We start from the raw sequence: 17,793 nt of genomic DNA, 5'->3' as shown, positions 1-17,793 counted from the left end.
CTACGCTTTGACCCTGGTGCCAGCCGGATCGTACATCGGCTCGAGATGGATTTCGGCCGGCGTCCGCTCCATCGCGACCACCAGCTCATAATCGCCCGCGGCGAGAAAATCGTCGCTCACCCCATCGCCATTGCGCACATAGCCATAGCCGATATTCTTGCCCACCGTGTAGCCGTAGCCGCCGCTGGTCAGATAGCCGACCGGCTCGCCATTGCGCAGGATGGTTTCGCGGCCGAGCAGCACGATTTCGGGGTTGTCGACCGTGAAGCCGGCAAAGCGTTTCTTCAATGCCGTGCCGCCGATCTGTTCGAGCGCGCGCCGTCCGACGAAATCAGTGTTCTTGCGCAGCTTGACCGCCCAGCCGAGCCCAGCCTCCTGCGGCGTGTCGTTGGGCGTGATGTCGGAGCCCCAGGCGCGATAACCCTTTTCCAGCCGCAGCGATTCCAGCGCCCGGTAGCCGACCGGGCGGATGCAGTGCTTCTTGCCCGCCGCCATCAGCGTGTCGAAGACTTCGCCTGTTGCCGCGATCGGAACGTGCAGCTCCCAGCCGAGTTCGCCGACATAGGTGACGCGCAGCGCCCGAATTGTGTGACCGGCGATGGTGATCTCGCGGACATGGCCGAACGGGAATCCGGCATTCGACACATCCGCATCGGTCACATCAGAGAGCACGTCGCGCGCCCGGGGACCCATCAGCGACAGTGTGCCGAAATCCTCGGTGACGTCGGTCAGTCCGGCATCGAGGCCTTCGCCGATATGGTCGCTGATCCACGAGGCATCATGCGTGCGGAAGCCGGTACCGGTGACGATGTAGAATTTCTCCTCGGCCAGCCGCGCCACGGTCAGGTCGGCTTCGATGCCGCCGCGCGTGTTGAGAAGCTGCGTATAGGTCAGCCTTCCCACCGGCTTGCTGACATCGTTGGCGCAGATCCAGTCCAGCGCCTTGGCCGCGTCGGGGCCGCTCAATTCATATTTGGCGAAGGACGACTGGTCGAAGATGCCGACATGCTCGCGCACATGCCGGTGTTCGTCGCCAACCGCCGCGAACCAGTTCTGCCGGCCCATCGAATAGATGTCCTGCGGCTCGACGCCTTCGGGTGCGAACCAGTTCGGCCGCTCCCAGCCGAGCTTGGAGCCGAACACGGCGCGCTGCTGTTTCAGCCTGTTGTAGAGCGGCGAGACGATGCGCGGCCTGCCTGAGGCATACTCCTCATGCGGGAAGCCGATCGTGTAATGCTTGCCATAGGCTTCCAGCGTGCGCTCGCACACCCATTGCCGGTCGCGGTGCAGGTTGGAGAAGCGCCTGATGTCGACCACCCACAGGTCGAGCGGCGCCTCGCCATCGACCACCCATTGCGCCAGAACCCAGCCGGCGCCGCCGCCCGAGGCGATGCCGAAGGCGTTGAAGCCGGCGCCGACGAACATGTTGGCGCATTCGGGCGCTGTGCCGAGAATGAAATTGCCGTCCGGTGTGAAGCTTTCCGGCCCGTTGATCATCTGCTTGACGCCGACAGTTTCCAGCGCCGGCACGCGCGCGATCGCCTGGCTCATATGCTGTTCGAAATGGTCGTAGTCGTCGTCGAACAGCCGGAATTCCCAGTCGTTAGGCACGTCGCCGCCGGGGAGACCGGTCGCCCACGCCTGCGGGTTCGGCTCATAGCCGCCCATCACCAGCCCGCCGACCTCCTCCTTGAAGTAGGTGCGTCGGTCGGGGTCGCGCAGCGTCGGCGCATCGGTCGCCAGGCCATCGATCTTCTCGGTGATGATGTATTGGTGCTTTACCGGCTGCAGCGGCACGTTGATGCCGGCCATGGCGCCGACCTGCCGCGCCCATTGCCCGGCGCAGTTGACCACCTTGTCGCAGGCGATGTCGCCTTGATTGGTCTTCACGACCGTGATGCGGCCGCCCTTGATCTCGAAGCCGGTGACGCGGACATCCTCGTAAAGCTTGGCGCCATGCATGCGCGCGCCCTTGGCCAGCGACTGGGTGATGTCGGAGGGGCTGGCCTGGCCGTCGGTCGGCAACCAGGAAGCGCCGACGAGGTCGCCGGTCTCCATCAGCGGCCACATCGCCTTGACCTCGGCCGGGGACAAAAGACGCATGTCCATGCCGAAGCTTTTTGCCGTCGTCGCCAGCCTTTTGTACTCGGTCCAGCGGTCGGCATTGGTGGCGAGCCGCAGGCAGCCGGTCATCTTCCAGCCGGTGGCAAGGCCGGTTTCAGCCTCCAGCCCCTTGTAGAGGTCGACCGAGTATTTGAGCACGCGGGTGATCGAGGCAGACGAGCGCAATTGCCCGACCAGGCCGGCGGCATGCCAGGTCGAGCCGGAGGTCAGCTTGCCCTGTTCCAGCAGCACGACGTCGGCCTTGTGGTCGCGCGCCAGATGATAGGCCGTCGAGCAGCCGATGATGCCGCCGCCAATGACGACGATGGCGGCCTGGCTGGGCAAGGTCATGATTTCAGGATCCCGTATTTTGTCCGGTAGTTGTCCAGCGCCGCGTCGAGCCGCACCAGGTTTTCCTCGGTGTAGGCGACGTAGTCGATGCCAGGTGCGTCGAGATAGAGTTCCGACACCATGCTCCACATCGCCTCGCGCAGCAGCGACGCGCATTGCATGGCCGCGTGCGAGCGACGGATCGCCTCGTCCGGCTCCTTCATGAAATAGGCGGTCAGGAAGGCGAAGGATTCCGCGTCGCTCATGCCGGCGTTGGATGCCACGCCGGCAAGGTCGAACATCGCCGTGTTGAAGCCGGCATATTCGAAATCGATGAGCCACAACCTGCTGCCGTCATCGAGGATATTGGCCGGCAAAAGATCATTGTGGCCAAAGACGATCGGCAGCAGTTTCTGCGCCCGCTCCAGCTCGTCGGCCAGCGTCAGCAGACGCGGCAAGTCGCTGCGCTTGCGGCTGCCGCCCTCTTCAAGCGTGCGTGCATAGTCGCGGATGACATGGAACACCCAGAACATGAAGCCGGCGCCAGAAATATGGTTGGGCATCTCCCGGTGGAAGCCGCGCATCAGCGCCGCGACGCGGCCAAGATTGGCGCGCACGTCCTCGGCCAGATAGGTCCTGGCGCCAAGGAACGCCGTCACCATGATGCCCGATTCGGCATAGTGCACAGCCGGCGCGAAACCGGCGGCGTGGGCCGCCCGCGCGGTCATCACCTCGCGCTCGCGGAAGACATGGTGGAAGGGATAGTCCTGGCCGAAGCGCACGACATGCCGTCCGGCAGTGTCACTGACCACATAATTGGCGTTGCTCAGGCCGCCGGGCAGGGGGGCGATCTCGATGGCGCCGGTCCAGCAGGGCAGGGCGCGGATGCGATCTTCGGCAATCACAAAATCATCCCTGGTTTGCTGGCCTGGTTTGCTGGGCTTCGACAAGGCGCCATGGACAGCGCAACGACGGCGGGGAGAAACGCAAATAATCTCGTCGGTGCGGGACGCCAGGATAGGTATCCCGCACCGCACCGACGAGCCCCTTGGCCAGGTTTTTGATCCCGGCATCCGCCCCCGCGGATCTCTAGATTCCTTGCGCCAGGCACGTTCAAGACTGCCTGGTCAGTGAGTTGCGGCTCTGCCATCACCCTCCCGTTTGCAGCTCCGAACCCCTGTTGATGTCTGGATTTCACGCCAGGGTTGCTCGGTTGTCAACAAAAACATGTGACTTTTTTTGGGTGTTTTGCCCGAAAGCAAGGATCAATCCCTTTAAAAGCACTTGAATTACCTTAAAACCGGTCAAAAGGCTAAGTCCGGGAAAACCAAATGGCCCATTCCAAACGCCACGGCGAAATCCTGCGGCTGCTGCAGGAAGAGGGAACCGTCACCATCGCCAGTCTGGCCGACCGGCTGGGTGTCTCGCTGGAAACCGTGCGCCGCGACGTCAAGCCGCTCACCAGCGATGGCTCGGTTCTGAAGATGCATGGCGCCATCGGCCTGCCGTCGATGATCGGCGAAGCGCCGTTCGAACGGCGCATGCGCGAGAATGCCGATGCCAAGCGCGTCATTGCCCGCATGGTCGCCGCCACCATCCGCGACGGCGAATCGGTCATGCTCGACACCGGCACCACGACCTCGTTCCTGGCGCGGGAACTGCTCGGCCACCGGCGGCTGACGGTCGTCACCAATTCGTCAGACATCGCCCGCACGCTGGCCACCATCAACGGCAACAAGGTCTATATGGCCGGTGGCGAACTGCGCAGCGATTCCGGCGCTGCGTTCGGGACCTCGGCCATCGAGTTTGTCAGCCGCTTCTCGGTCAGCCATGCCATCATCTCCACCGGCGCCGTCGATGCGTTGACCGGTGTCATGGACTATGATCTGGAAGAGGCGGAGTTCGCCCGCATGGTGCTGTCGCGCGGCCAGCGCTCGCTTGTCATCACCGACCACACCAAATTCGGCCGCCAGGGCCTGGTCCAGGTCTGCGGCTTCGACGGCTTTTCCGAACTCGCCACCGACCGCTCGCCGCCGCATGACATCGCCGCCGCCCTGGCGCAGGCCGGTGCGCGGCTCAGCATCGCCGGCGGCGATGCCGGATTTTAACCGAAGACGAGCGATTGATGGGCGCACACGCCCGCGAAGGTGCCGCCCGATACGGCGAAGGCGATGTTGTGCATCGCGCGTGCCGCGTCGCCGGCGGCGTAGACGCCTGGAACCGTCGTCTGCTGCCTGTCATCGACAGTAATCACCGGGCCGAGGAGGCCGTCCTTGAGGCCGCAGCCGAGCTGTTCGGCTAGCGGGCTCGCCATCGTGTTGCGTGGCGCGGTGAACATCGCCCTGAGGCCAGCCTTTCGGCCGCCGTCGAGGTGGACGATCAAGCCGCCGGAGCCGTCTTCCCTGAGTTCGCTGACTGTCGCGGGCTCAAACCTGATAGTCTTGCTTTCCAGGGCGAGCATCTGCTCGGCATCGGGCTCGATCTGGCCGTTGCCGAACAGTGTGACGTCGCCCCAGTCGGCGATCAACTGCGCCTGATGCATGGACATCGGGCCGGTCGCGAGCACGCCAAGCGGCCCGCCGGAAACCTCGTAGCCGTGGCAATAGGGGCAGTGCAGCACGGTCTTGCCCCATTGCTCGACAAGCCCGGGAACCTCCGGCAGGATGTCGCGCACGCCGGTGGCCAGCACCAGCCGCGCGGCGCCGAATGTCTCGCCGGCGTCGGTGGTGATCTCGAAATCGCTGCTGCTGTTGGCAACGGCTTTGTCGGCACGCGCCTTGACGATCCTGGCTGTCGGATAGGCGAGCAATTGCCGCCTTGCGTCGTCGAGGATCGCGCCGGGCGTGCGCCCGTCCTGGCCAAGGAAGCCATGCGAGTGCGCGGCAAAGCGGTTGCGCGGCTGGCCGGCGTCGATCACCAGCACGTTGCGCCGCGCCCGCGCCGCCTGGATGGCGGCGGACAGGCCGGCAAAGCTGCCGCCGACGACGGCAAGATCATACTGCATGGCTGGAGACTCCAATGAGGTCGTAGCGGCGGCGGAAATCGGCGGTCAGGTCGGCCAGCGTGATGCGGCTGAGCTTCTCCGCCAGCAGCTTTTCGGCCGCGATGCGAAAATCGTCGAGCACGGCGATCACCGCTTGCTCGACAAGGCAGCCCGGGCTTTCCGGCTCGGTGCTGAACGGCAGCAGCGTCTCGCCAAGCGCTGCGCTGATCTCGGCCAGCGAGATGGTTTCGGGCGAGCGCCCGAGCAGCCAGCCGCCGCCATGTCCGCGCGACGAGGTGACGATGCCGGCATCGCGCAATCCGGCGATCGTGCGGCGCACCACCACCGGATTGGTGTGGATGAAGGTGGCAAGCTGCTCGGAGGTCAGCGCGTGCCCGGGCTTCTCGGCCATGTGGACGAGGATGTGCAAGGTGGAGGACAGTCGGCTGTTGCGTTTCATGTAACTAAATTAGTTACGATTTGCCGCGATGTCAAACGCGCACGGATCGTGGCCGTTTGAGGCAAGCCTATGCGGGCAAGGCGCGAAAACTCATCCTGAAGCAGGCGCCGCTCGGCTTGCCGTCGAAAATCTCGATGCGCCCGCCATGCAATTGCATGATTTCCTGCACCAGGTTGAGGCCGAGCCCGGCACCATGATCCTGGGGACGCAGCCGATAGAAGGGCTCGAAGATGCGTTCGCGCTCGGCTTGCGGCACGCCGTCGCCTTCGTCCCGCACCTCGATGACAGCGGGCGCTGTGACGCTGACGGTGATCTTGCCCGCGCGGCCGCCATGCTCGATGGCATTCTGGACGATGTTGGTCACGGCACGTTCGATCGCGGTGCGGTCGCCGCTGGCGAAGACTATTTCCCGTTCCGGCTCGAACGACATCTCGTATCCTGCCGAGAAGGCCATCGGCGCGAGGTCGAGGATGACGCCGCGCGCGATCGCCACCAGATCGACCTTCTCGAAGGATGCGGCTTGCCGGTCGAGGCGTTGCAGGTCGAGCAGTTGGTCGGTCAGCGTCGAAAGCCGCGCCGCGTCCTGCAGCAGCCGGGCCCGCTCGGGTGTCGCCGGCAGCGAGGCCAGGCGTGTGTTGAGGATGGCGACCGGTGTCCTCAACTCATGGGCGGCGTCGGTCAGGAAACGCTTGTGGCGTTCATAGCCTTTGTCGAGCCGCGCAAGGGCGGCGTTCACCGCCTTCACCAGCGGCGTCACCTCCATCGGCACGTCCTTCAGCGGCAGCTGTACGCCGCGCTGGTCGATGTCGATGCGTTCGGCCTCGGCGGCCGCATGGCCAAGGCCCGACAGCGCGCCGCGCACCACCCAGGGCGTCGCGAACAGCGTGGCCAGCGCCATCAGTCCGGCCAGCGGCAATATCCCCTGCAGGAAGAACTGCGGCGCCTGTCCGAGCAGGCGCAGCAGCGAAAGCCCGCCCTTGGTGCCGGTGAAGATCTGGACGTTGCCGGCCGCGGTGTCGGTCCAGCGGATCTTCCCCTCCGGCGGCGCGCTTTGCCCGATTGTATGGTCGATACGCGCATCGCTGATGGTGTCCAGCAGCCCGACAAAGGGCTGGAAGATGGCCGGCACCGTGCCCTCCTGCAGCCGCTGCCCCTGCTTGTCGCGGATGATGAACCAGAGGTCGGGGACATCGGATCGCAGCTTTGTCAGATCCGAGGTCTCACGCAGCATGAGTTTGCCGCCCGCGTCGCGCGCAACGGCGTCCGCCAGCACGTCCATCGTGCCGTCCTCATAGTCGTGTGGAATGAGGCCTGTGGCGAGCAACGCGCCGAGAATGCCGACGATGATCAGAGTCAGCATCGCGCATTGCAGCAAGGCGATGCGCAGCACCAGGCTCCATTTGAGCGAACGCGGGCGTTTGAGGCTCATCGCTCGGCGCTCATGTCGTTTCGCGCAGGAGATAGCCGACGCCGCGAATGCCGTTGATCGTCACCCCGGCATCGGCGTCGGCCAGCTTTCGGCGCAGGCGCGAGACATGGGTGTCGAGCGCGTTGGACTGGATCTCGTCGTCAAGGCCGAACACCGCTTCCATCAGCGCCTCGCGCTGCACCATGCGGCCGGTACGCCGCATCAGCGCCTCCAGCACCAGGAGTTCGCGCCGCGGCAGGCTGAGCGGCTCGCCGCGGATCGCAGCCTCGCGATGTCCGACATCGAGCACCAGATGGCCGGCGCGGATAAATTGCGACTGCAGCGGCGCCGGCCGTCTAAGCAAAGCGCGCAAGCGGGCCAGCAGTTCCTCGAAGGCGAACGGCTTTGCCAGATAGTCGTCCGCGCCCATGTCCAGCCCGTCGACCTTGTCAGACGTGTCGCCCTTCGCCGTCAGCACCAGCACGGGCGTGGTGTTCTTCGCCGAGCGCAATCTCGGCACCAGCGACAGCCCGTCACCGTCAGGCAACTGGCGGTCGAGCAGGATGGCGTCGTAGCTGTCGACGGCAACGAAGCCCTCCGCCTCCAGCAATGTGCCGGCGTGATCGACCACCATGTCGTGACGTTTCAGCGCTGCACGCAGCGCCGAGACCATCTCGGGCTCGTCCTCGACCAGCAAGATACGCATCCACACTCCCCCGGCAACGAACTCTTCATCGGGCGCTACCGCGCCAACATTGCGCAAACATGGCAAAGCCGAACGGACCGAGCCCGGCAAGTTCTTTCTTTGCGCCCGCGATGTTGCGCAATGTCTATGCAATCCAGCCACGGCAAACAGCGCCAGTCGGCAGGAACCGCCCATGCCGGCATCAAGGCGTCGGGCCCGACTATGCAGCAACAGGTTCGGGTCCGACGCCGAAACGAAATCAAGCGCCACACCAAACCGGTTGGCGTGCTGTCGTCCGGAATTGAGGTTGGTTATGCCTGCACATGATGCTCTGTCTTTTCTCATGGCGTGGACCGTTGCGCCGTTCAGGGTCGGCTCCGTCACGCCGTCCAGTTCCAGCCTGGCGGCCTTGATGACGCGCGACATCGGCCCCGAGACGGGCCCCGTGCTGGAGCTCGGTCCCGGAACCGGCCCGTTCACACGGGCACTGCTGTCACGCGGGGTGAGGGAAGAGGATCTGACGCTGATCGAATCCGATCCGGATTTTGCGGCACTTCTCATGCGGCGCTTTCCCGCCGCCCGTATTTTTGAAATGGATGCCGTCGGTCTGCGCCATCTGTTGCTATTCCAGCAGCCGGTGGTTGGTGCCGCCGTCAGCGGGCTGCCCTTCCGCCTGATTTCGCCGCGCAAGACGCTTGCCATTCTCGAAGGTGTTTTCGCAAACCTTCGCCCCGGCGGGGCGCTCTATCAGTTCACGCTCGGCCGGCGCTGCCCGTTCGACCAGTCGCTGCTCGACCGGCTCGATCTCGAGGTGACGCGGGTCGGCCATACCTTTCGCAATTTCCCGCCGGCGACGGTCTATCGCGTCGCCAGGATCAAGACGCTGGGAACCTATGATTGGCGCTTCGCATGACAGGTCCATTGTCGGCCATTCTCGGCTTCAGCCTGTTCGGCGTCTTCTGCCTCGCCTTCACCGAGAAAATCCTGCCGATTCCACCCTCGCATGTGCTGCTGCTGTTCCTCGGCATGACGGCGGCACCGGATGGTTTCATACTGGCGATCCTGCTGATGGTGACGACACTCGCCTCCTTCGCCGGCTGCCTTGTCTGGTATGGGGTTGGCCGCCGGATCGGATTTGATCGTGCCGACCGGCTGATCGAACGAGTCGGCAGATATGTCTTCCTGCGCCCCGCAACCTATCGCAAGCTTGGCCAGGCCTATCGCCGCAATCATGTCCGGGTGTCCCTGCTGGCGCAGTTCATCCCGACGGTGCGCAACTACCTGCCGATCGCGGCGGGCGCGCTTTGTCTGCCTGCATTGCCCTTTGCGATCGCGACGCTGGTCGGCGCCACCATCTGGAATGCGGGGTTTCTCCTGACCGGCTATCTCTTGCGTGGCAGCGGCCAGGACTCCTTCACGGTGGGCTTGCGCATCATTGTCATCGTCGTGGCGCTGGAGACAGCCTTCATGCTGGCACTGCGTTATGGCCCCGCATGCCGGCGGCGTATCAAGCTGGCGCTCGGCTGAGCGCACGGCACCAGTCTCCAGTCATGGGATAAGCTCCACCGTCGGCTTTCCTTCGCTCGGCCGCCGGTGTTTAGTCCGGCCATGGCCTTCACCATCCGCCAGTTGCAATTCTTCATCGCCGTCGCCGAGCAAGGCACGGTGTCAGGTGCTGCGCAGAACCTCTCCATTTCGCAATCGTCGGTCACCGAAGCGATCAAGGAACTCGAAAGCGATCTCGGCGTCGAACTGTTCGAGCGCCATCCGCGCGGCCTCAACATCACCCACAAGGGCCATCAGTTCCTGCGCCATGCGACGAAGATCCTCGCCGATGTGTCCGACGCGCGTCGCTCTTTTTCCGGCGAACAGGCGGTGGCGGGCGGGCGGCTGCAGCTCGGTGTCACCTCGCTGGTCGCCGGCTATGTGCTGTCGGACCTGCTTTCCCGCTACCGCCGCGCCTATCCGGGCGTCGAGGTTTCGGCCATCGAGGACAATGGCGACTACCTCGAACATCTGCTGATCGGTGGCAAGCTCGACATCGCCGTCATGGTCACCTCCAATCTGCGGGACCGCACCGCGCTGCAATCGGAAATCCTCGAGGTCTCGGCCTACCGGCTGTGGCTGCCGCTCGGCCATTCGCTCGCCGGCGCCGACATCATCAGCATTGGCGACATTGCTGGCGAGCCGCTGATCATGCTGACTGTCGACGAGATCGAGGAGAACACCGGCAAACTGCTGACGGCGATCGGCGCCAAGCCGCATGTCGCCTTCCGCACCCGCTCGGTCGAAGCGGTGCGCAGCCTGGTCGCCACCGGCGCCGGCGTGGCGCTGCTGCCCGACCTTGTCTACCGGCCATGGTCGCTGGAAGGCGACCGCATCGAATCGCGCGATATTTCCGGCTCCTTGCCGGTGGTACAGGTCGGCATGGTCTGGCGCCGCGGCTCCGGCCTGCCGCAGGCGGCGCGCGATTTCATCGGCCTTGCCCAGTCGCAGCGGACGGTCCGCCAGCGCCTCTGAAGAAATACCAATCTATCGGAAAAACCGATATCGCCTTTCTGATAAATGAATTTGCGAAACCGGAATTTTCCAAGCACCTTCGGTTTCAGGGACCAAAGCCGCCAGCAGAGCGACATCAAGTCCACAGGACGAACCGGCAGTTTTTCAGTCCGCGCGTGATCTGGCGAAAACCGGAGCGGTTTCGGGGCCATGCGCCAAAATGGGAGATCGATGATGAATTCATTCCTGAAGTCGTGCACTGCGCTGACGGTCGCGCTGACCTTCTCCGGTCAGGCCATCGCCCAGGTCAAGGAACTCGGCAAGGGCGAAGGCCAGGTCAACATCGTTGCCTGGCCGGGCTATATCGAACGTGGCGAGACCGACAAGGGCTATGACTGGGTCACCGCCTTCGAGAAGGACAGCGGCTGCAAGGTCAACGTCAAGACCGCCAACACCTCGGACGAGATGGTCTCGCTGATGAACGAGGGCGGCTTCGACCTCGTCACGGCTTCGGGCGATGCCTCGCTGCGCCTCGTCGCCGGCAAGCGCGTGCAGCCGATCAACACCGATCTCATCCCGAGCTGGAAGGCGGTCGACGACCGGCTTAAGGACGCGCCCTGGTTCACTGTCGACAAGGTCCACTATGGCGTTCCCTATCAGTGGGGCCCCAACATCCTGATGTACAACACCGAGGTGTTCAAGGACGCGCCGAAGAGCTGGAACGTCGTCTTCGAGGAGATGAAGCTGCCGGACGGCAAGTCCAACAAGGGCCGCGTCCAGGCCTATGACGGGCCGATCCACATCGCCGACGCCGCCAACTATCTGATGTTCCACAAGCCGGAACTCGGCATCAAGGACCCCTACGAGCTGAACGAGGACCAGTACAAGGCAGCACTCGACCTGCTGCGCGTCCAGCGCACGCTGGTCGGCCGCTACTGGCATGACGCTGCCATCCAGGTCGACGACTTCCAGAATGAAGGCGTCGTCGCCTCCGGCTCGTGGCCGTATCAGGTCAACACGCTGGTTGCCGCCAAGAAGCCGGTCGCCTCGACCGTGCCGGAAGAAGGCGTCACCGGCTGGGCCGACACCACCATGATGGAAGCCGACGCGGCCCATCCGAACTGCGCCTATATGTGGCTCGAGCATTCGCTGTCGCCGAAGGTGCAGGGCGATGTCTCGGCCTGGTTCGGCTCGCTGCCGGTGGTGCCCGCCGCCTGCAAGGGCAACGAACTGCTCGGCGAGGAAGGCTGCAAGACCAACGGCTACGACAATTTCGACAAGATCAAGTTCTGGAAGACGCCGGTCTCGAAATGCGTCACCCAGAACGACCAATGCGTGCCGTACTACCGCTGGGTGTCGGACTATATCGGCGTCATCGGCGGACGGTGATTTTCTTCACCCTCCCCCTTGTGGGGAGGGTCGACGCGCAGCGTCGGGGTGGGGCCTATCCGCTAGCTCCGCGCTATCACCCCACCCGCGGCTTCGCCGCGACCTCCCCCATCGAGGGGGGAGGTGAAGCGGTGTGCGAATTTCGCGATCCTAGCCAGATTTGTAGCTGAGGATGATTTTGATAAACCGGCAACAGACTGACAGCCCATGACCTCTGCCGTATCCTTCCAGAAAGTCTCGCGCCATTTCGGCAGCGTCCGCGCCGTCGACGCGGTCGATCTCGACATTGCGCCAGGTGAGTTCTTCGCCATGCTCGGGCCGTCCGGTTCCGGCAAGACGACATGCCTGCGCCTCATCGCCGGTTTCGAGCAGCCGACGGCGGGTTCGATCTCGATTTTCGGTGAGCGTGCCGAGGGCGTGCCGCCCTATCGCCGCAACGTCAACACCGTGTTCCAGGACTATGCGCTGTTCCCGCACCTCAACGTGCTCGACAACGTCGCCTATGGGCTGATGGTCAAGGGCGTCGGCAAGGCCGAGCGGCACAACGCGGCTGAGGAGGCGCTGTCGCTGGTGCGATTGCCCGGCTATGGCGCCCGCCGCCCCGGCCAGCTTTCCGGCGGCCAGCGCCAGCGCGTCGCGCTCGCCCGTGCGCTGGTCAACCAGCCCAAGGTGCTGTTGCTCGACGAGCCGCTTGGGGCGCTTGATCTGAAACTGCGTGAGAACATGCAAGAAGAGCTGAAGTCGCTGCAGAAGGCGCTTGGCATCACCTTCGTCTTCGTCACCCACGACCAGGGCGAGGCGCTGTCGATGGCGGACCGCGTCGCCGTCTTCAACGACGGCAGGATCATGCAGATCGGCACGCCGGAGGACATCTACCAGCGGCCCCGTACGCGCTTCGTCGCCGATTTCGTCGGCTCTTCCAACGTCCTGCCGCCGGACTTCGTCCAGCGCTATTCGGGCCAGCATCGCTGGGGCAGCCTGCGTCCCGAATCCATTCGTGTCGGCCGCGCCGCAAGCGGCGAAGGCGTCGCCGCGCGCCTCGTCTCGACCAATTATCTCGGCGCCACCACCAGGCTGGCGCTCGATGCCAACGGATTGAAGCTGCACGCCATCGTGCCGGCCGGCACGGCCCTGCCGGCGGAAGGCGAGGCGGTGGTGCTCACCTTCAACCGCGAGCACCTGCATCTGATGGACGAGCCGGCATGAGCCTCGACGCCACCATGCCGCGCGCCACGGCGCCCGCGATCCTGCCCGGCAGCGGCGGCATGCGTGGCGCGCTGTCGGATCTGTTCTGGCGCCGGCCGCAACTCCTGCTCCTGCTCATGCTTTTGCCGCCGGTCCTGTGGCTCGGCATCGTCTATATTGGCTCGCTGTTCGCCCTTTTGGCGCAGAGCTTTTTCTCCATCGACGAGTATTCCGGCCTCATCAACCGCCAGTTCACGCTCAAGACCTATGGCGACCTGCTCCAGGCCGCCAATCTCGACATCATCCTGCGCACGGTGACGATGGCGGCTCTGGTCACGCTGGCCTCGGCCATCGTCGCCTTCCCGATCGCCTATTATGCGGCGCGTTATGCGCGCGGGCGCTGGAAGGCGCTGTTCTATCTCGGCGTCATGCTGCCGCTGTGGTCGAGCTACCTGGTCAAGATCTACGCCTGGAAGCTGATCCTGGCCAAGGAAGGCATTTTGACCTGGCTGCTCGCCAAGCTGCATCTGCTGTGGCTGCTCGATGCCTGGCTGTCGCTGCCGGTCGTCGGCGGCAACTCGCTGTCGGTGTCGTTCACCGGCACCTTCATTGTCTTCGTCTATGTCTGGCTGCCCTTCATGATCCTGCCGGTCCAGGCGGCGCTCGAACGCGTGCCCGGCAACCTGGTCGAGGCATCGTCCGATCTTGGCGCTTCGCCCGGCCAGACGTTCCGCAACGTGCTGTTCCCGCTGGCGCTGCCTGGCATTGTCGCCGGCTCGATCTTCACCTTCTCGCTGACATTGGGCGACTACATCATCCCGCAGATCATCGGCACGTCGCGCCTGTTCATCGGCCAGGCGGTCTATTCCCAGCAAGGCACCGCCGGCAACATCCCGCTCGCCGCCGCCTTCACTGTGGTGCCGATCGTCATAATGGGCTTCTACCTCTGGGGCGCCAAGCGTATGGGGGCCTTCGATGCGCTCTGACCGTGGTCAATCGGCTCCACTCGGCCTGAAGATCGCTGCAGCCTGCGGCCTGCTGTTCCTGCATCTGCCGATCCTGCTGATCTTCGTCTACGCCTTCACCACGGAGGAGAAGAGCTTTGTCTGGCCGCCGCCAGGGCTGACCACGCAATGGTTCGCCGTCACCTGGAATCGGCCCGATGTCTGGGAAGCGCTGTCGCTGTCGGTGCGCGTCGCCGCCATCTCGACCGCGATTGCGCTGGCGCTCGGCACGCTTTGTGCCGCTGCGGACTCGCGCACGAAATTCTTCGGCCGCGAAACCATCTCGCTGCTGGTCATCCTGCCCATCGCGCTGCCCGGCATCATCACCGGCATCGCGCTGCGCTCGGCTTTCGCGCTCGCCGAGATCCCGTTCTCGTTCTGGACGATCGTGCTCGGCCACGCCACCTTCTGCGTCGTCGTCGTCTACAACAACGCGGTGGCCCGCTTCCGCCGCACCTCTGGGTCGATGATCGAGGCCTCGATGGATCTCGGCGCCGACGGCTTCCAGACCTTCCGGCATGTCGTGCTGCCCAACATTGCCACGGCACTGCTCGCCGGCGGCATGCTCGCCTTCGCCTTGTCGTTCGACGAGGTCATCGTCACCACCTTCACCGCCGGCCAGCAGCAGACGGTGCCGATCTGGATGCTGGAGGAACTGATCCGTCCGCGCCAGCGCCCGGTCACCAATGTCGTGGCCATGGTCGTCGTGCTGGTGACGCTGCTGCCGATCCTGCTTGCCTATTACCTGACCCGCGACGGCGACCAGATCGCTGGCAGTGGAAAATGAAACAGCGAATAGGGAGTAGCCAATAGCGAATAGGGAATCGACGACCAACCCTACTCGCTATTCGCTATTCGCTACTCGCTCCTGACAAGGGAGAAATCCAATGGACACCCAGATGCTGATCGGCCCGAAATTCGAGAAGGGCACAGAAGCCGAGGAGCCGATCCTCAATCCAAAGACCGGGGCGACCATTCTCAACCTGCCCGAGGCGAGCCAGGCGCAGATCGAGGCGGCAGTCACTGCCGCCGAACAAGCGTTCGTCTTGTGGTCGCGCACCACGCCGGCGCAGCGCTCTGGTTATCTCCTGAAGATCGCCGACCGCATCGAAACCGAGGCCAAGGACTTCGCCGCTCTCGAGGCGCTGAACTGCGGCAAGCCGATCAATGCCGTGCTCAATGACGAAATCCCGGCGATTGTCGACTGCTACCGCTTCTTCGCCGGTGCGGTGCGTTCGATGCCGGGCGTCGTCGCCGGCGAATATCTGCCTGGCCACACCTCGATGGTCCGGCGTGACCCGATCGGCATCGTCGCCTCGATCGCGCCGTGGAACTATCCGCTGATGATGATGGCCTGGAAGCTGGCGCCGGCGATCGCCGGCGGCAACACCGTCGTCTTCAAGCCGTCGGAGCAGACGCCGCTGACGGCGCTGAAGCTGGCGAAGATACTCGCCGAAATCCTGCCGGAAGGTGTCGTCAATGTCGTGCTCGGCCGCGGCGACAGTGTCGGCAACACGCTGATCAACCATCCCAAGGTCAACATGATCTCGATCACCGGTGATGTCGCCACCGGCAAGAAGGTGCTGCAGGCGGCCGCCAAGTCGGTCAAGCGCACGCATCTCGAACTCGGCGGCAAGGCGCCGGTCATCGTCTTCGACGACGCCGATCTCGGTGCCGTCGTCAAGGGCCTGCGCGCCTTCGGCTACTACAATGCCGGCCAGGATTGCACCGCCGCCTGCCGCATCTATGCCGGCAAGAAGATCTACGACAAGCTGGTCGCCGATCTGTCCTCGGCCGTGTCGACCATCAAGTACAACCAGCCGGACGATACCGAAAACGAGATCGGCCCGCTGATCTCGCGCCGCCAGCGCGACCGGGTGTCGAGCTTCGTCGAACGTGCCTCCGAGTTGAAGCACATCGAGATCACCACCGGCGGCAAGCCGGGCGAGGGCACCGGCTTCTACTACCAGCCGACCGTCGTCGCCGGTGCGCTGCAGGAGGACGAGATCGTGCGCCGCGAAGTCTTCGGCCCGGTCGTGTCGATCACCCGCTTCACCGAAGTCGACGAGGCGGTGAACTGGGCCAATGACAGCGATTATGGCCTGGCGTCATCGGTGTGGACCAAGGATGTCTCGCGCGCCATGGCGACCGCTGCCCGCCTGCAATATGGCTGTACCTGGATCAACACCCATTTCATGCTGACCAACGAGATGCCGCATGGCGGGCTGAAGCAGTCCGGCTACGGCAAGGACATGTCGCTCTACGCGCTGGAAGACTATACCGCCGTGCGGCATGTGATGGTGGCCCACGCATAACGCCTTCCTTCTCCCCGTTCACGGGGAGAAGGTGGCCCGAAGGGCCGGATGAGGGGCGGCGCAAACCTTGTGGAGGCTGGCTCCGCCCTCATCTGCCTGCCGGCATCTTCTCCCCGTAAACGGGGAGAAGAACACTATTCGACGATGCGATAGATGTTCCACAGGCTGGTGCCTGACACGACAAAGGGCTCCATCTCCTTGCCCCATTTGGCGTGCGCGTCGATCTTGCCGATCTTGGCGAACATCGCCTCCAACTGGGCCAGGCTTTCAACCTGATGGTGCGACTCGACCGTCGCTTCCCGAGCACCGATCGATCCGGTCATGATCTGGAACTTCAGCTCGGCGAGACCGACCTGCGAGCCGATCTCGCGCTCCCATTTCTTCAGCAATTCGAGCACGGTCTGCTTGTGGCCGAATTTGGCGTCGATCTGCCATCTGGCGCTGAACATGTTGGTTCCTCCCAAGGTTGAGTTGGCGGCTGTTTGCCTATTCGTCCCAGGCCTGCACGACAGTCTGCCGTGCGATCTGCCCGTTCTTCAGTTCCAGCATCGCGGCGGCGAACACCTTGGTGCCGTCCGGATAGGCGCAGGCCTGGGTGAAGGCCAGGCTGTTGCCGTCGGCGATCGTGGTATCGACCTTGTGGGTCATCGCCCGGCTGCAGATGTCGTCCCAGAAGGTGGTGATCGCGGCGCGCCCGCGGATCTCGCGCGGCTTGCTCGGCGGGTTGTTGCGGTCGATCACGCGCACCAGCGCGTCATCGGCATAGAAGCTCGACAGCATCTTGCCGTCGCGGGTTTCGATCGCCTTCTTGATGGCCGCGCCATCCACGGCTTGGGTTTTGGTCAGCATTTCATCCTCCATGGCCCGTCTTCGGGCGGTTGACGTTCGGAAGTCTGCCCGGCGCTTATCGACGGGCAGTGCCTTTCATTGCGACTTCGCCTTGACGGCCGCGAAGACGTCATCGGTCTGCTTCTTGAAAGTGGCGAGATCGACCTGGCTGCCATTGAGCATCGTCGACCAATGGCGAACGATTGCCGCCATCGCGATCGTTTCCTTGATCTCCTCGTCGCTTGCGCCGTTGAGCTTGGCCGCCTGGGTGTGGAAATAGATGCAGTACTGGCATGGGATTTGCGACGCTACGGCGAGGCCCATCAGCTCCTTGGTCTTGCCGTCAAGCGCGGTCTTGGGGTTGAGCTGCACTCCCTTGATCTCGGCCCAGGCGCCGGCGATGGCGACGTCAGGCAGTGTCTTGAACATGTCCGGCACCGAGCCAAGCGTCGCCTGGATGTCCTTGTAGGCGGCTGTCGCCGATGCATCCTCGGCCTTTGCGGGAGAGATCGTGAACAGCGCGCCAATGCCTGCCGCGATCACAAATGATCTGACATTCAGTTTTGACTTGAGCATTTCATCCTCCGTTCGCAGCGCCTTTCCC

At 64.1% G+C, this 17,793-nt stretch carries 18 protein-coding genes; 9 read left to right on the top strand and 9 right to left on the bottom strand.

Features of this window, described 5'->3' with window-relative positions:
- Together DBIPINDM_RS13095 and DBIPINDM_RS13090 are read right to left on the bottom strand one after the other, a co-directional pair.
- Positions 1–2,454, bottom strand: a complete 2,454-nt coding sequence (locus tag DBIPINDM_RS13095; protein WP_258587648.1) for a GcvT family protein — start codon at positions 2,452–2,454, stop codon at positions 1–3.
- On the bottom strand, positions 2,451–3,338 hold the full coding sequence (locus DBIPINDM_RS13090) for a phosphotransferase family protein (protein WP_258587647.1): 888 nt from the start codon (positions 3,336–3,338) through the stop codon (positions 2,451–2,453). The genes DBIPINDM_RS13095 and DBIPINDM_RS13090 overlap by 4 nt, the downstream gene beginning before the upstream one ends.
- A 426-nt stretch (positions 3,339–3,764) precedes the next feature.
- Here DBIPINDM_RS13090 and DBIPINDM_RS13085 point away from each other — a divergent pair, with 426 nt between their 5' ends.
- Positions 3,765–4,541, top strand: a complete 777-nt coding sequence (locus tag DBIPINDM_RS13085; protein ID WP_258587646.1) for a DeoR/GlpR family DNA-binding transcription regulator — start codon at positions 3,765–3,767, stop codon at positions 4,539–4,541.
- Here DBIPINDM_RS13085 and DBIPINDM_RS13080 read toward each other — a convergent pair.
- The 4 genes from DBIPINDM_RS13080 to DBIPINDM_RS13065 all read right to left on the bottom strand — a co-directional run bounded on the left by DBIPINDM_RS13080 (position 4,538) and on the right by DBIPINDM_RS13065 (position 7,990).
- A complete protein-coding gene (locus DBIPINDM_RS13080) occupies positions 4,538–5,437 on the bottom strand; it encodes an NAD(P)/FAD-dependent oxidoreductase (RefSeq protein WP_258587645.1) in 900 nt (299 codons plus the stop codon). The two genes, DBIPINDM_RS13085 and DBIPINDM_RS13080, sit on opposite strands and share 4 nt — an antisense overlap.
- Positions 5,427–5,876 carry an RrF2 family transcriptional regulator gene (locus DBIPINDM_RS13075; RefSeq protein WP_258587644.1) on the bottom strand — a complete coding sequence of 150 codons (450 nt, stop codon included), beginning with the start codon at positions 5,874–5,876 and terminating at the stop codon, positions 5,427–5,429. The genes DBIPINDM_RS13080 and DBIPINDM_RS13075 overlap by 11 nt, the downstream gene beginning before the upstream one ends.
- Positions 5,877–5,943: 67 nt before the next feature.
- Entirely contained in the window at positions 5,944–7,305 is a 1,362-nt protein-coding gene (locus DBIPINDM_RS13070; RefSeq protein WP_258587643.1) for a sensor histidine kinase, read from the bottom strand.
- 10 nt (positions 7,306–7,315) lie between these two features.
- Complete coding sequence (locus DBIPINDM_RS13065) at positions 7,316–7,990, bottom strand: response regulator transcription factor (RefSeq protein WP_258587642.1); 675 nt, start codon at positions 7,988–7,990, stop codon at positions 7,316–7,318.
- 292 nt (positions 7,991–8,282) lie between these two features.
- Here DBIPINDM_RS13065 and DBIPINDM_RS13060 point away from each other — a divergent pair, with 292 nt between their 5' ends.
- The 8 genes from DBIPINDM_RS13060 (at position 8,283) to DBIPINDM_RS13025 (ending at position 16,361) form a co-directional block, all read left to right on the top strand.
- Positions 8,283–8,882, top strand: coding sequence for a class I SAM-dependent methyltransferase (locus DBIPINDM_RS13060; protein WP_258587641.1), 600 nt, complete (start codon positions 8,283–8,285; stop codon positions 8,880–8,882).
- The gene (locus tag DBIPINDM_RS13055) at positions 8,879–9,496 is read left to right on the top strand and encodes a DedA family protein (protein ID WP_258587640.1); all 618 of its coding nucleotides are present in this window, start codon (positions 8,879–8,881) and stop codon (positions 9,494–9,496) included. The genes DBIPINDM_RS13060 and DBIPINDM_RS13055 overlap by 4 nt, the downstream gene beginning before the upstream one ends.
- Positions 9,497–9,577: 81 nt before the next feature.
- Positions 9,578–10,489, top strand: a complete 912-nt coding sequence (locus tag DBIPINDM_RS13050; RefSeq protein ID WP_258587639.1) for a LysR family transcriptional regulator — start codon at positions 9,578–9,580, stop codon at positions 10,487–10,489.
- 213 nt (positions 10,490–10,702) lie between these two features.
- The gene (locus DBIPINDM_RS13045) at positions 10,703–11,857 is read left to right on the top strand and encodes an ABC transporter substrate-binding protein (RefSeq protein WP_258587638.1); all 1,155 of its coding nucleotides are present in this window, start codon (positions 10,703–10,705) and stop codon (positions 11,855–11,857) included.
- A 207-nt stretch (positions 11,858–12,064) separates the two neighbouring features.
- Positions 12,065–13,063 (top strand): ABC transporter ATP-binding protein, encoded by a 999-nt coding sequence (locus tag DBIPINDM_RS13040; protein ID WP_258587637.1) that lies wholly within the window; start codon positions 12,065–12,067, stop codon positions 13,061–13,063.
- A gap of 14 nt (positions 13,064–13,077) precedes the next feature.
- On the top strand, positions 13,078–14,028 hold the full coding sequence (locus tag DBIPINDM_RS13035) for an ABC transporter permease (protein WP_210266367.1): 951 nt from the start codon (positions 13,078–13,080) through the stop codon (positions 14,026–14,028).
- Positions 14,018–14,833, top strand: a complete 816-nt coding sequence (locus DBIPINDM_RS13030; RefSeq protein WP_258587636.1) for an ABC transporter permease — start codon at positions 14,018–14,020, stop codon at positions 14,831–14,833. Before DBIPINDM_RS13035 ends, DBIPINDM_RS13030 begins: the two co-directional genes overlap by 11 nt.
- Positions 14,834–14,933: 100 nt before the next feature.
- A complete protein-coding gene (locus DBIPINDM_RS13025; protein ID WP_258587635.1) occupies positions 14,934–16,361 on the top strand; it encodes a gamma-aminobutyraldehyde dehydrogenase in 1,428 nt (475 codons plus the stop codon).
- 134 nt (positions 16,362–16,495) lie between these two features.
- Here DBIPINDM_RS13025 and DBIPINDM_RS13020 read toward each other — a convergent pair whose 3' ends face one another.
- The 3 genes from DBIPINDM_RS13020 to DBIPINDM_RS13010 form a co-directional block, all read right to left on the bottom strand.
- Positions 16,496–16,810 carry a hypothetical protein gene (locus DBIPINDM_RS13020; RefSeq protein WP_258587634.1) on the bottom strand — a complete coding sequence of 105 codons (315 nt, stop codon included), beginning with the start codon at positions 16,808–16,810 and terminating at the stop codon, positions 16,496–16,498.
- A gap of 37 nt (positions 16,811–16,847) precedes the next feature.
- Positions 16,848–17,210: a nuclear transport factor 2 family protein gene (locus DBIPINDM_RS13015; RefSeq protein WP_056570412.1), complete on the bottom strand. Its 363-nt coding sequence runs from the start codon at positions 17,208–17,210 to the stop codon at positions 16,848–16,850.
- A gap of 75 nt (positions 17,211–17,285) precedes the next feature.
- Positions 17,286–17,765, bottom strand: coding sequence for a carboxymuconolactone decarboxylase family protein (locus DBIPINDM_RS13010; RefSeq protein ID WP_258587633.1), 480 nt, complete (start codon positions 17,763–17,765; stop codon positions 17,286–17,288).
- Positions 17,766–17,793: the final 28 nt, after the last annotated feature.

It is taken from the genome of Mesorhizobium sp. AR02, from assembly GCF_024746835.1.
Taxonomy (GTDB): Bacteria; Pseudomonadota; Alphaproteobacteria; order Rhizobiales; family Rhizobiaceae; genus Mesorhizobium.
Note: the sequence above shows the minus strand (reverse complement) of the source record. Positions and strands in the feature narration are given on the sequence as shown.